This window comes from Allobosea sp. BK604 (genome assembly GCF_004341515.1).
Taxonomy (GTDB): domain Bacteria; phylum Pseudomonadota; class Alphaproteobacteria; order Rhizobiales; family Beijerinckiaceae; genus Allobosea.
Map to the genome: position 1 here is coordinate 244,780 of NZ_SLZF01000003.1, position 13,210 is coordinate 257,989.

A 13,210-nucleotide genomic window follows, 5' to 3' on the forward strand; every position below is an offset into this window, starting at 1 on the left:
AAATGCGTCAGGCCAAAGAGAGCGCTTCCGCTTCGGAGGCAGAAGCGCTCTAGCTTGTCCATCGTTTGACAATCATGCGGGAAGCCAGGCTGCCTTCATTGAAAGCTGCCTGGCTTCCGTTCCAACGAACTCGCTGTCGGACGCGTGTTGATCCGTCACGTCATCGCAATCCGGCGGGCGAGCTTTATCGTCATCGCCCCCGCGACAGGTCTAACGGCAGACCCGCCTTCCGTTGACGATCGCACAGCGGACCGGCGCCGGCCTCACCACCACGGCCCTTGGCGCGGGTCGTCGCGCGACGACGGCGCCATTGGGCCCGGCGCATCCCGCTCTCACCACGCCACGCGCGCAGACGACAGCGTTGGCATCCTCCGGAACGGCGATCGCCGCCAGCCCGAGCATTCCGACAACCAGGATCAGAGCCTTCATGAACGGTCCTCCTGCCATGAGCGGCGGCGTTACTTCATCTCGATGCCGAGCTTCGCGCGCATGTCCTTGAACACGACGGCGATCGCCTCGATGATCTTCTTGTCTTGGTTGGCCTTGCAGTAAACGATCACCTCGTGCTCGGCCTCCTTCCCCTTCTTCACATCGAGGAAGTGCTTGCGCGCGAGGCCGTTGTACCAGCCGCTATACCAGGTGGCCAGCATGTCGGCGTCTTCCTGGAAGGTTCCGGCAAGTTGAGCGCAGGTGAGTTTCTGGACGTCGATGAAGCCGTTCTCGTCCGCGTAAGCGCTCAGCCTGGTCTGGGCCTGCGCCGCATGCAGCGACGAGAAGCCAAGGAGCGCTGCGATGATCAATGTCTTGCGCATGGTGGTTCAACCCTGATTTCGAAGTGACTGGAACTGCGGAAAAGTCATGCGGAGCCCATGCCGGCCCGCGAGAGCCGGCATGGGCCGTTCGCTCAGGAAACCTTCTTGGCCGCGGGCGGCTTCCATGTGCCGTTGAGGATCGACGGGTCCGCCTCGTTCGGCCAATACATCCGCAGCATCAGGATGAAGTCGCCGGTCGGCGCGGGAAGCCAGTTGGCTTCCTTGTCCTTGCCCGGGGACTCGGCCTGGATATAGAGATCGGTCGAGCCGTCGGGGTTCGTCTGCAAATCCTGCCGGGCGCTGATCGAATAGCGGTTGAGCGGATTGCTCACGAAGAAGTACTGGCTGTTATACATCGTCAGCGACCAGAACCCCTCCACCGGGGGCAGATGCCCCTTGGGGAAGCGCATGACGTATTTGTTCGCGCCACTATACTTGGCGCCGTCGGCGTCTTCCTTGGAGGTCGGATAGACGGCGTCCTGCGGACGATTGGCACCAAGCCCGATGGCGGTCACGAGCCCGCGCATCAGATAGTCCGTGCCATAGATGCCGGTCTTCGTGGTGAAGGCCCAGCCGTTCTCGTTCGTGACCGCCGGGTTGACCTTGAACTGGAGCATGATCCTGTCGAACCCGACTTCAGGGACCCGCTTGACGAAATCGGCTTTCAACTTGCTTGCGTCGAAGGCTTGCCCAGGGACGATGCCGATGCGCGCGAACTTGGCGAGCTGAGGCGCATCCGCCGCGGCGGGCGGATTGGTCTTCATCAGCTCGCAGAGCAGCGTGAAATAGGCGGTCGCATCCATGCGATTGACCTGCTCGCGAACCGGCGTCTTGAGGTCTATCTCGGGATCGACCTTGCCCGGGGGCGGCGTGTAGGCCTTGCCATAGGCGCTGAGCGGAACCAGCTTGAACTCGTCCTGCAGCTTGTGGACGGCTGCATAGTCTTCGGGCGTGCCGGTGCAATAGATCCGGCCGAGGAGCCAGACCAGGCTGGTCGGTGACTTGTATTCCTTGACGCCGGCGGGGAGGCTGCCGGTCCAGCCCGGCCCCGTGATCGCATAGGTCTGGGCGCCGGTGCCTGTGGTTCGCTTGCCCGGAACCTGGAAGACGTTCGTCCAGCCGTCCAGCATGGGCATCAGGAAATAGCGCCCCTGCATGTCGGGAATGCTGAGCACCCACGGCTCCTTGCCGACATCGAAGAACGAAGTCGTGTAGAGCGTGTCGGCGTTGGGCGCGGTGACGTCGCGGAACGACGCATCGGGATAATGGCGCAGCTTGATGATCTGCCCCATCGGCGCCTTGGTTCCGACCGGCTCCGCGACATTGGTCAGGATCCGCCGGGTCATTTCCATGGTCACGAGCGGGTAGCCATAGATATAGGCTTCGGTCGCGAGCCAGAAATCCTCCAGCCCCTCCCCTATGCCCAGCAGGCCACCTTCCTGGGCCAGCGCCGAACGGCTCATTGCCGATGCGGCGAGCAGGCTCACTCCGCCAAACGCGGCGGACCGACGGGTCATCTTCATGTCTACCTCCTCAACTGCTTCGAAGACGTGGTGGGGTCGAACGGCGGGGTGGTGACGGCACGCTCAGAAGCGCGCCGTGACACCAAGGATCGGGCCATGCGTGAGCATGTCGTACTCGTAGCGGTTGCTGCCGGAGCCCTTGGCATAGTCGACGTAAAGCGCGCGATAGCCGGCCATCGCGCTCCAGACGGTGTTCTCCGTGCGGGCGAATTCCCAGTTGACATTGCCCATGGCCTGCCAGCTGAGCCTGCTGCCCGCGCCGAAGCCTCCGATATCGCCCCGCAGCACCATGTCCACCTGTGGCGTGAAGCGGTGACGCAGGCGCAGCCCGACCAGCGGATCGAGCCAGGTCACGTCGCCGGAATCGGCAATGGCGCGGCCACGAGCGATGGTGAGGTCGCCCACATTGAGACCGGCGATCAGCCCCAGCTCGGCCTCGGCGTTCTGCCACCAGAAGCGGCCACCGCCATAGAGGTCGATCGCCGTTTCAGAGGCGCCGGCGCCCTGCCAGCGGACGAGCTCGTAGCCGAGCGCGGCTTCCGCAATGACCATCTCGAACTGGACCGTCGCGAACGCGGCCAAGGCCCCGCCAACAGCTGGCTGGACGCTGCGAGCGCGAGCGGCGCCGCCATCCGCGCCGATTTTCAAGTAGGTGAGATCGGTCATGATGGCGAAACGGCCGTTTCGCGCCTCGAAGGCCCCCATCAGGCCGAAGAGCTGTGCCGGGATCTTGCGGTCGAGGACCTCGCCGATGCCAGCATTGATGTCGGTGGTTCGGCCTTTGATGGTCGTCGACCCGTTGATCGCCGGCACCCAGGCATAGGGCATCGCGACGAAGGTCCATGCCGGCGGCACGGCGGGCGCGGTCGGCTCCGGCGGACGCAGCGGCAGATCGGCCGCGAAGGCCTGCGCTCCCCAGCAAAGAACGATGCCGGAGAGTGCCGACAGGCGGATAGTCCATCCCGTCATCGAGTGCTGCTCCGCCGCAGCCATGCGGCCGCGTCAAATCCAACCGTTCTGCAGATCATGCGAACACGCCCCCCGATCTGTCGTCCGGCCTGAGGAACCTCAAGCCGCCTGCCCATTTGCTGCGAGCCGGCCGGAGAGTTCTTGCCATTTCGCGCCAACAGCGCCTGCGGTCTCAAATCGACCGGAATGAACCTTCGGCACATCTTGTCGATCTGCGCGACGTCACTCCGTCGCGGCGGGTCCTGTCGGGCGTCGGCTCCCGCCGCCGCCGCGCCTCGCGTGCAATCCAGCCATCCGCTGCCTGCGATAGACAGCCGGCTGAATATTCATCAAACGCATGAAGATGCGGCTGAAGCTGCTTGGACCGGAATAGCCGAGGCGATCGGCGATGCTCGCGATGCTCAGCTCGGATTCGGTGAGAAGATGACAGGCCGTGGCCAAGCGCACTTCGGCAACCAGGTCGCTGTAGCTCGTGCCGATCGTCGCCAGCTGGCGCTGCAGCGAGCGCGGGCTGATGCCCAATCGTTTAGCGGTGGCCCGCAGGGAGGGGTCACCATCCTGCAGCAACCCAGCAATCATGGCGCGAACCGCATTCGGCGAGGCGACGGGGACAGTCTTCATCGACATCCCTATTGGCTGAGAACCCTTCCGGTTCTGCGATAGAGGCGGATTGACCGGCCGTCTTGCCAGAAGCCGCCAAAATGCGGATCGCGGCACTGAAGTATCGGCAACCACGTAACGTGTTTGTCGCGAAACGAGAACAGAGTATTCTGGGAGTCACCCTCGGCGGACCTCTCGGCCATGTCGTTGTGAATCAGGAAGAATTTCAAAACCTAGCTCTTAAGCCGTAGACGACGACTCCGGGGGGACGTTTTCCGATGGGCGATATTCCGCTGACTCGCTGCCAATTCCTCATTCCGTTCACGCACATCCTGGACAATCTTGGGGCACCGACAGATAGTCTTTTGTCGAAACATCGGCTTCCCGCATCGCCGGCGGAAAAGCCGGGCGGTTACATCCCGCTGCTGCCGACGATCCGCTTCGCGGAGGCCGCCCAGCGCGCGCAGGGCATCGTCGATTTCGGCTTCCAGGCGGCGAGGCAATTGCACTTCGAGCACCTCAGCGAAAAGATGCGGGCGGTGATCGGCCATTCGCCGACATTGCTGGTCGCGCTCCAGCAAGCCTGCAAATGGGCCTCCATCGAAGACACGATCCTGAGGCTGTGGCTCGAACGCGGCGACGACCGGATTCGGATTTGCAGCCGGTTGGTGGGGACAGCCGGACTTCCGCATCTCGAGCATTCGCAGTGGTTGCAGCTGATTTTCACCATCCATATCGTTCGGCAATTCACCGGCCCGCAGTGGAGTCCGGCGACGATCGCGTTCGAGGCCCGCTACACGCCCAGTCTGGAAACGCGCTCCCAATGGCCGAACACGCGCTTCCTGTCCGGCCAGCACGCATCCTGGATCGATGTGCCGGTCTCCCACCTCAGCCTTCCCGGCCGCCCGAACCCGATATCCGTTCCACCTCTTGCCGATGAGGACCCTCCGTCCAACTACGAGATCGTCGGCTTGCTCAGGATGCTGTTGCCATCCTACCTGGATGAAGGAGCGCCGGCGCTCGCGGACATGGCCGAGATGGCCGGCCTCAGCCCGCGCAGCTTTCAACGCAAGCTATCGCAGGCTGGATTCAGCTATTCGGATCTCGTCGACGCGGCCCGCCTCGACAACGCCAGCAAGCTCTTGCGCGACACGGATTCCAGAATCGTCGAAATCGCGCTGTCCTCCGGCTACACCGATCATGCCCATTTCACGCGCGCTTTCCGGCGAATGGCGGGTGTGACGCCCCGGCAATTCCGCGAGCAGTCACGGCGAGGATCGGACGGCCTGAGCTCATAGCCATCCCGAGTTCGCAGCTCCCGCCACATGCGCGTGGCGGATCCACGCCTGAGCCGCCCGCCACGCAACCATCGCCTCTCCAGCCGATTGGCGCGGAATGGCAATTCGCGTCTGAGCCTGCCCGTTACGATCCGGGTCGCGGCGACCTGGGCCGATGCGCCGCCGATCATGGATGCCGCAGCAAGCGCGGCTTGGATGGGACGACAGCATGTATGTTCTCGACGAGACGCCCTGGGGCGCCGACTGGGCCTGGAGCCTTCCGCTGATCCTGTTGAACGTGATCGTTCACGTCTTCGGCCTGGCCTTCATCTACGATGGCTTCACCGCCCTCCTTAGAAAGATCGGCCGCAAGCGGACTTTCATGGTTCGATTTGCCGTGGCGATGAACACCGCCGTATTCCTGATCGTGGCGTTGCATGGGCTCGAGGCGGTCACATGGGCCCTCGCCTATCTGTGGCTCGGTGCGTTCCCGGACGCGAAATCCGCAATGCTCTATTCGGTGGGAGCCATGACCGGTTTCGGCACCGGGACCGTTTCATTGTCGCCGCACTGGCAGATGATGGGTGTCCTGCAATCACTTGCCGGCGTGCTGCTGTTCGGTCTCACCACCGCGTTCATGTTTGCGATGTTCCAGGCGGTCTGGCCATCGCAGCAGCAGGCCCGCAACAATTCGGCTTCATCGCATTAGCGGGTTGTCTTCACGCGGACCGGGCACCCGGTTCGCGTAAAGACGATGCGATGAAACGAGAGCCTGAAGAATTCCGCGATTCGAGGAAACGCGGAGGTGCCTTACTCCCCGGTGGGGGCGCCGAGCATGAAGTCCTTCTGCAAGGCCCGATCCGATGACGGATACAGCGCCTGACATTCCGAGAAATAGGTCGTGTCGGGCCGGCGATTGGCCGGATCGGCGCATATCGCAGCAAGCTGCTCCTGCCTTGAACCTGCAGTCTGGCATCCCCCGAGAATAGATCCCAGGACAAGCAGGCAGCAGGCATATCGGACCGGTTTCATTGTCTGCGCCCTCCTCGGGTGCCAGCAAATGGAGTTACGTGACCTGGCCGATGTCGTCAGCTCAGGTAGATATTGGTGAAAGGAACTGGCGCGGGTGATCTTGCCATTTCGCGCCAAGCGCCGCAGTTCAGAAACATCTTCACCGTGGCTGCGCAAATGTTCGAGGAGCTGTGGTGTCACCGCGAGGCTAATGCCGCGCTGGGGGTTGGAGCATTTTCTGACGAATTGGCGTGCCTAGAGCCAGATCCGATCCGGTTGAATCAACCTGATCGGTGAATCCGCCTCTCAACGATCGATAGAGAGCGCGCGGTCGGATCAGCGCGTACTCTTGAGCGCCAGATTGAAAATCACGTTGAGCGCTTCATCGAGACCAATCTTCCAGCGGCTTCCCGGGCCTTGCAGAAAAATCGGAAAGCTGGAGACAGAGCGGCTTCTTGTCTCGGAAGACATTGCCGGCACAGGATGTCAGAAGGAAACCTTTGAAGCTCGATTTGGAACCGCGCACTCATTCCTTGCAAGCTCATGTAATCTTTGGAAGTCCGCTTGCCTGAAATATCGCAGAACGGTCTTGAAGCTCACCGTCCTCGCACCCCTTCCGCTATAAGCGGGGAGACGGCTTTAGAACTCCAAATTTGGCTTTACCCTGGAGGACCTTAGCCCACCTCGCGTCCGGCGAAGTGGAAATGGCGCGCCCGAAAGGATTCGAACCTCTGACCCTCAGATTCGTAGTCTGATGCTCTATCCAGCTGAGCTACGGGCGCGCATATCAGGTGCACGGTTTAAGGCCGTGCCGTTCCGATGCGGCGGAAATAGCCGCTCTCATTCGGCTTGGCAACCCCTTAAACTCGGCCCTGATATGAAAACGTCACAAGCCGGGGACAACTCACGCGGAGGGCTTCGCCTCAGCCGGCCTTGATCACCGATTGCCGGTTCAGCTCCGCTTCGCGCTCGCTGATCTCGGCCTGCTTGAGCAGCCGATTCTTCGTCAGTTTCTCGGCGATGCCGTAAAGCTGCTCGCGCCGGTCCATCTCGCGCCAGACATCGTCGGGCGCGACGCCGATCTCGCTCCAGAGCACGACGAGATTGTAGATCAGGTCGGCGCTCTCGAGGATGACCCGCTCACGCTCGCCCTGGACCGCCTCGAGCCCGACCTCGACGGCCTCTTCGGCCAGCTTCTTGGCCATCTTGGGCAGGCCCTCGCCGATCAGCTTGGCGGTACGCGAATAGGCGGCGTCGCGAGAGCGCGCGGCGAGAACGGCAGCGTGGAGCCGGTGGACAGAATCGACCATGTCGAGAGCGTCACCTCGTCTCATGAGCGTTTCGTGACAGCGCCGCGCAAAGGGAGGCGCGGACCCGACGAATCAGGCCCGCTACGAGGTTAGTTCAAATCCGAACAAGCGACAGGTCATTTCCTGCAAAACCGGGCAGAAGGCCTCAGTTCGCCGCAAATCCTGTGAAAAACTTCACAACATCCCGATAAACTGCTTGTTTGAACGGGATAATCAGCTCCGGCGTCTCGTCCAGCCGCGCCCAGCGCCAGGCGTCGAACTCGGCCTTGTGGCCGCCGGCCGGCGTCAGGATATTGATCTCGCTCTCAGCCCCTTCGAAGCGGAAGGCGAACCATTTCTGCGCCTGGCCCCGCCAGCGCCCCTTCCAGGCCTGCTTGCCGATATCGACGGGCAGGTCGTAGCTGAGCCAGGCCGGCGCCTCGGCGAGCAGAGACACCGAGGTGACGTTGGTCTCCTCCTGCAGCTCGCGCACGGCCGCCTGATACGGCGTCTCGCCCGGGTCGATGCCACCCTGAGGCATCTGCCATTCGAAGCCGGGCGCCACATGCTCGACCAGGCGCTTATTGGCACGCCGGCCGAGGAAGACCAGGCCGTCACGGTTGAACAGCGCCAGACCGACGCAGGGACGATAACCGGCAGGAGGAGAACTCGTCATCGCAACGCACCCGTCGTGGAAGGATTCCGGAAGCCACGCGCCGCGCTGACCGGGACGATGGCGATGCCCTTGGCCTCCAGCGTCGCGGCCCAGCGCACGATCCGCTCGACCGAGACCGGCAGGGCGGTGGCCGCGCCGACGGCGACGCCCCGCTCGCGGGCAAGGGCCTCCAGCTTCTGGAGTTCCTGGTCGATCGCGTCCGCTCGGGTCACGCCATCGATGACGCGATCGACCTTCAATGTCGGAATCTGCGCCTTGATGGCCGACGGAGCCAGCAGGCTGCGGGCCGACGAGCCGTCATCGACCACCATCAGCCCGCGCCCCGCGATCTCGCGCAGGATCGGCGAGAGCGCCGCCTCGTCCGCGGTCAGCCTCCCGCCAAGGAAATTGACGATGCCGACATAGCCGGTGAAGCGCCCGAGCAGCCAATGCAGCCGGTCGATATTCTCGGCCGCCTTCGGCCCGGCGAGCAGCGTCTGCGGGCCGGGATCGTTGTCGGGATAGTCGAAGGGCTCCATCGGCACTTGCAGGAAGACCTCGTGGCCGCCGCTGCGGGCGCGCTGCACGCTGCGCTCCAACTCCGTGCCATAGGGCGCGAAGCCGAGGGAGACCGGGCCGGGGAGCTTCGCGATCGCCTCCGCCGTGCCGTTCTGGCTGATGCCGAGTCCGCCGACCAGGAGCGCGATGCGGCCGGCCGGCTTCGTCGCCGGTGCCGGGCCGAGCGGGCGGGCATAGATCTGCGCCGGGGTCGCGCCGTCCGGGCCGACCTTGGGCAGCAGACCGAAGCGGCTGCGCTCGACCAATCGGCTGTCCGGCGCCGCCGCGAGCTTGACCTCGCCGCTATCGGGAACGGTGATGACGATGGCGCCTGGCGCCTCCGCACCGGGACGGACGACCGTGACCCCCGCTTCGCTCTCGAGCTGCCGGGCCGATGATTGCGGGCGCGCCGTCTCCTGGGCCGCCGGCGGGGCGGCGGGCGCCTGGGCGATCTCGGGCTTGGTCGCAACCGTCTTGTTGATCAGGGCAGTCGCCATCGGCTCGCCGCCATCGGGGTCGCGGCGCAGAGCCAGGACGAGGACGAGCCCGACCAAGGCGAGACCGATCACGCCGGCTCCGGCCAAGCCGAGACGCTGCGCCCAGGCCGAGCCCTGGCGCACCGGACGATCCTGGCCGAGCGGCCGATTGAGCTCGGTGAGCGGCGTTCCGGCCAAAATCAGCCGTCCTCAAAGGGTTGTACCCAAGCCGAATCAGCCGGCTCGCGCCCGTGATTTTGACGCTTGACGCTTCGGCAGTCGAGAGCAGCGCTGCCACACCGTGTATCGGCTTCAAAACGAAGCATCCCGGGCGAGGATCTCGCCCGGGATGCCAATGTCTAGCGATGCTCGAAAGTGCCGGCCGCGATCAGGGCTTGGGCGCTTCCGGAGTGGCCGGCGCTGCCGGAGCAGCGGGCGTCTCGGGCGCCGGGGCCGGCGCAGGCGTCGCCGCCGGAGCCGGAGCCGGAGCAGCCGCATCGCGCTTGACGCCGCGCAGCTGGTTCAGCGCCGCGATCAGCTGGGTGTCCTTTGTCGGATCGTTCGGGACATAGGAGGCCGAGCCGGACTGCTCCTCGCCATCGCCGGCCTTCAGGTGGCCCTTGAGCGAGGCCTCGCCCTTGTTCTCGGCGAGCTTGTCCTTGAGCTCGGCCGGGATCTCCTGCACGACCTCGATATCCGGGGTGATGCCCTTGGCCTGGATCGAATTGCCCGACGGCGTGTAGTAGCGCGCCGTGGTCAGGCGCAGGCCGCCATTGGCACCGAGCGGGATCACGGTCTGCACCGAGCCCTTGCCGAAGGAGCGCGTGCCCATCACGGTCGCGCGCTTGTGGTCCTGCAGGGCGCCGGCGACGATCTCGGCCGCCGAGGCGGAAGAGCCGTTGATCAGCACCACGACCGGCTTGCCCTTGGTCAGATCGCCCGACTTGGCGTTGAAGACCTGGGTCTCCTCGGCATTGCGGCCGCGCGTCGAGACGATCTTGCCGCGATCGAGGAAGGCGTCGGAGACCAGCACCGACTGGTCGAGACGGCCGCCGCGATTATTGCGCAGGTCGATGATGTAGCCCTTGATCTTGTCGGCGCCGATCTCGCTCGTGGTCTTCTCGATCGCCTTGCGCAGGCCCTCATAGGTCTGCTCGGAGAAGGTGCCGATGCGGATATAGCCGACATCGTTCTCGACCCGCTCCTCGACCGCCGGCACGACGATGGTCGAGCGCGTCAGGGTGAATTCCAGCGGATCGGGCTTGCCCGGGCGCTCGATCTTGAGCTTGACCTGGGTGTTGATGATGCCGCGCATCTTCTCGACCGCCTGGCTCAGGCTCAGGCCCTTGACCACCTCGCCATCGATCTCGCGGATGATGTCGTTGGCCAGGATGCCGGCCTTGGAGGCGGGCGTGTCGCGGATCGGCTTGGCGACCTTGAGCGTGCCGTCCTCCATCGTGACCTCGATGCCGAGGCCGCCGAACTGGCCGCGCATGTCGGTATCCATGTCGCGGAAGCTCTTGGCGTCGAGATAGCCCGAGTGCGGATCGAGCGAGGAGACCATGCCGTTGATCGCGGCCTCGATCAGCTTCTGCTCGTCAGGCTTCTCGACATAGTCGGTGCGGATCTTCTCGAAGATGTCACCGAAGAGATTGAGGCTGCGGTAGACTTCGGCCGAGGCCGCGACCGCGCTGGTCGACGACATGAGCCCGGTCTGATTCACCAGACCGGTGAGGCCCGCGCCGGCCATGGCGCCGACGAGAACGAGAGAGACCTTGCGCATCATCCGCGAACCTTTTCGCTTTGCGGTTTCGTCCACCACGGCGTCGGATCGATCGAGACGCCGTCTTTCCTGAATTCGATATAGAGAACCGGCTCGCCGGTCCCCGACCCCATGATCGTCGAAGCAGTTTCCGACGTTTCCCCCATCACCGCAACCGGTTCGCCCGCAAGGACGAACTGGTTGAGCGACACGTCGATGCGCTGCATGCCGGCCAACAGCAGATAGTACCCCCCGCCCGCATTCAGGATCAAGAGTTGCCCGAAGGAGCGGAACGGTCCCGCGTAAACCACCCAAGCGTCCGAAGGCGCCGAAACTAGGGCATTGGGACGAGTCTTGAGAGAAATTCCGCGTGTCGTGCCGCCAGCACCGTCATTTTCGCCGAAGCCACGCGATTGTGATCCGGCAACGGGCAGCGGCAGCAGGCCCTTGGCCTCGCCGAAGGCGATTTTCGGCGCGAGCCGCGCTGGATCGCGGAAGGCCAGCGCCGCCATGCGCTCGCGCTGCTCGCGCGTCTCGTTCTCCAGCGCCTGACGCGCCGCATCCGCCGCCTTGTTGGCGACCGAGATTTCCTTCTCGATCCGCTCGACGAAATCGCGCAGGCCCTTCGCTTGCGTGGCGAGTTCGTTCCCGGCGCTGCGCTGGGCCTCGACATCCTTGGCTGCGCTCGCCTCGCGCTCACGCCTGGCCTCGACCAGCGAGGCGAGACGGCGCCGCTCTCCGGCAAGCTGCTCCAGCTCGCCGCTGATCGATTTGCGTTCGTTGGCGATGCCCTCGCGCAGGCGCACCAGCTCGGCGAGATCGGTGCCGAGGATCTCGATCTCCTGGCGCAGGTCCGGCACCACGGCGCCGAGCAGCATCGAGGCGCGCACGGCTTCGAGAATATCCTCGGGCCGGACCAGCACGGCCGGCGGCGGCCGCCGGCCGATGCGCTGCAGCGCCGCGAGCACCTCGGCGATCAGCCCGCGCCGGCCTTCCAGCGAGCGCCGGATCGCCGACTCGCTGCCCTGCAGCAGGTTGAGACGCTCCTCCAGCGCCGCGATGCGACGCTCTGCCGCCTGCGTGCGGGCGGTGGTGTCGAGCAGCGCCTGATTCAGCCCGGCACGATCGGCCCGGATCCCGGCGATCTCCGCCTCCAACTTGGCCCGCGCCTCGGCATTGCCGGCGAGCCTGGCTTCGATCGCCTTCAGCTCCTCTTCGCGCGCCTGCTTCTCGACCTGCTTCTGCTGGGCCTCGCGGGCGAGCTGCTCGGGATCGGGCTGCGGCGCTTGAGCGGTCGCGGGTGCGAGCGCGAGCCAGAGACCGGCCAGCAACGCGCTACCGCCAAGGCGGGCCCTGTCGCGAATCACTGGCGGCACAAAGCTCATGCGCGATGATAGGGGTGTCCGGCGACGATCGTCATCGCCCGATAGAGCTGCTCGAGCGCCAGCACACGCACCAGCTGATGCGGAATGGTCAAGGCGCCGAAGGCGAGCGTGATGTCGGCACGGTCCCTGATCTCCTCGGCGAGGCCGTCGGCACCGCCGATGACGAGGCTCGCCGCCGCGGTTCCGCCATCACGCCCCGCGGCGATCTTTGCGGCGAAGGCCTCGCTGCCGAGGCTGCGGCCACGCTCGTCGAGCGCGATCAGCAGGCCGGGCTGCAGCTTGCCAAGGATGGCCGCCGCCTCCTCGCGCTTGCGCTCGTCGGAGCGGCGACCCTTGCCCTCGGCGATTTCGACGATCTCCGGCCCGGTGAAGCCGAGGCCGCGGCCCAGTTGCAGGGCGCGCTCGCGATAGCGCTCGCACAGCTCACGCTCCGGCCCGTCCTTGAGCCGGCCGACGGCAATGATGGCGAGGCGCACGTCCTGTCAGCTGACGTCAGCCGACGAGGCGCTCATGCGGCCGGTCGGCGCCCCACATCTTCTCGAGATTGTAGAACTGGCGCACTTCCGGCCGGAACACGTGGATGATCAGGTCGCCCGTGTCGATCAGCACCCAGTCGCAAGCCGGCACGCCCTCGACCTTCGGCGAAGGCAGGCCCGAGCCCTTGATGGCCTCGACCAGGCTGTCGGCGATCGACGCGACATGCCGGTTCACCCGGCCGGACGCGATGATCATCGCATCAGCCAGCGAGGTCTTGCCAACAAGGTCGATGACGGTGATGTCCTCGGCCTTCATATCTTCGAGGACATGCAGTGCGAGGGCCACGCTGTCAGCGGAAGGGTTGCCCGGGACAGCGGCCTGGGGAAGCGGCATCGGCTCGGCTTCACCAAGGGTTG

At 64.9% G+C, this 13,210-nt stretch carries 14 protein-coding genes and 1 tRNA gene; 2 read left to right on the forward strand and 13 right to left on the reverse strand.

Annotation, left to right across the window (positions count from 1 at the left end; genetic code table 11):
• Positions 1-210: 210 nt before the first annotated feature.
• From EV560_RS10565 to EV560_RS10585, 5 genes are all read right to left on the reverse strand, one after another.
• The gene (locus tag EV560_RS10565) at positions 211-429 is read right to left on the reverse strand and encodes a hypothetical protein (RefSeq protein ID WP_131855719.1); all 219 of its coding nucleotides are present in this window, start codon (positions 427-429) and stop codon (positions 211-213) included.
• A 29-nt stretch (positions 430-458) separates the two neighbouring features.
• Positions 459-812, reverse strand: a complete 354-nt coding sequence (locus EV560_RS10570; RefSeq protein ID WP_131855720.1) for an HdeA/HdeB family chaperone — start codon at positions 810-812, stop codon at positions 459-461.
• Positions 813-904: 92 nt separating this feature from the next.
• The gene (locus tag EV560_RS10575) at positions 905-2,335 is read right to left on the reverse strand and encodes a DUF1254 domain-containing protein (RefSeq protein ID WP_131855721.1); all 1,431 of its coding nucleotides are present in this window, start codon (positions 2,333-2,335) and stop codon (positions 905-907) included.
• Between the two features lie 63 nt (positions 2,336-2,398).
• Positions 2,399-3,304, reverse strand: coding sequence for a hypothetical protein (locus EV560_RS10580; protein WP_131855722.1), 906 nt, complete (start codon positions 3,302-3,304; stop codon positions 2,399-2,401).
• Between the two features lie 222 nt (positions 3,305-3,526).
• Entirely contained in the window at positions 3,527-3,925 is a 399-nt protein-coding gene (locus EV560_RS10585) for a helix-turn-helix domain-containing protein (RefSeq protein ID WP_165923409.1), read from the reverse strand.
• A 257-nt stretch (positions 3,926-4,182) separates the two neighbouring features.
• Here EV560_RS10585 and EV560_RS10590 point away from each other — a divergent pair, with 257 nt between their 5' ends.
• Positions 4,183-5,202 (forward strand): AraC family transcriptional regulator, encoded by a 1,020-nt coding sequence (locus tag EV560_RS10590; protein WP_131855724.1) that lies wholly within the window; start codon positions 4,183-4,185, stop codon positions 5,200-5,202.
• Positions 5,203-5,410: 208 nt separating this feature from the next.
• Positions 5,411-5,890, forward strand: a complete 480-nt coding sequence (locus EV560_RS10595; RefSeq protein ID WP_131855725.1) for a hypothetical protein — start codon at positions 5,411-5,413, stop codon at positions 5,888-5,890.
• Between the two features lie 1,007 nt (positions 5,891-6,897).
• Here the strand turns inward: EV560_RS10595 and EV560_RS10600 are convergent.
• From EV560_RS10600 to rsfS, 8 genes are all read right to left on the reverse strand, one after another.
• A tRNA-Arg gene (locus EV560_RS10600) sits at positions 6,898-6,974 on the reverse strand.
• Positions 6,975-7,115: 141 nt separating this feature from the next.
• Entirely contained in the window at positions 7,116-7,502 is a 387-nt protein-coding gene (gene hisE / locus EV560_RS10605; protein ID WP_131855726.1) for a phosphoribosyl-ATP diphosphatase, read from the reverse strand.
• 145 nt (positions 7,503-7,647) lie between these two features.
• Positions 7,648-8,157 carry an RNA pyrophosphohydrolase gene (locus EV560_RS10610; protein ID WP_131855727.1) on the reverse strand — a complete coding sequence of 170 codons (510 nt, stop codon included), beginning with the start codon at positions 8,155-8,157 and terminating at the stop codon, positions 7,648-7,650.
• On the reverse strand, positions 8,154-9,368 hold the full coding sequence (locus EV560_RS10615; RefSeq protein WP_248311986.1) for a divergent polysaccharide deacetylase family protein: 1,215 nt from the start codon (positions 9,366-9,368) through the stop codon (positions 8,154-8,156). Before EV560_RS10615 ends, EV560_RS10610 begins: the two co-directional genes overlap by 4 nt.
• A gap of 190 nt (positions 9,369-9,558) precedes the next feature.
• Complete coding sequence (locus EV560_RS10620; protein ID WP_131855729.1) at positions 9,559-10,953, reverse strand: S41 family peptidase; 1,395 nt, start codon at positions 10,951-10,953, stop codon at positions 9,559-9,561.
• Positions 10,953-12,299 carry a murein hydrolase activator EnvC family protein gene (locus EV560_RS10625; RefSeq protein WP_248311987.1) on the reverse strand — a complete coding sequence of 449 codons (1,347 nt, stop codon included), beginning with the start codon at positions 12,297-12,299 and terminating at the stop codon, positions 10,953-10,955. The genes EV560_RS10620 and EV560_RS10625 overlap by 1 nt, the downstream gene beginning before the upstream one ends.
• A 14-nt stretch (positions 12,300-12,313) precedes the next feature.
• On the reverse strand, positions 12,314-12,793 hold the full coding sequence (rlmH, locus tag EV560_RS10630) for a 23S rRNA (pseudouridine(1915)-N(3))-methyltransferase RlmH (protein ID WP_131855731.1): 480 nt from the start codon (positions 12,791-12,793) through the stop codon (positions 12,314-12,316).
• A gap of 16 nt (positions 12,794-12,809) precedes the next feature.
• Positions 12,810-13,187 carry a ribosome silencing factor gene (rsfS, locus tag EV560_RS10635; protein WP_131855732.1) on the reverse strand — a complete coding sequence of 126 codons (378 nt, stop codon included), beginning with the start codon at positions 13,185-13,187 and terminating at the stop codon, positions 12,810-12,812.
• Positions 13,188-13,210: the final 23 nt, after the last annotated feature.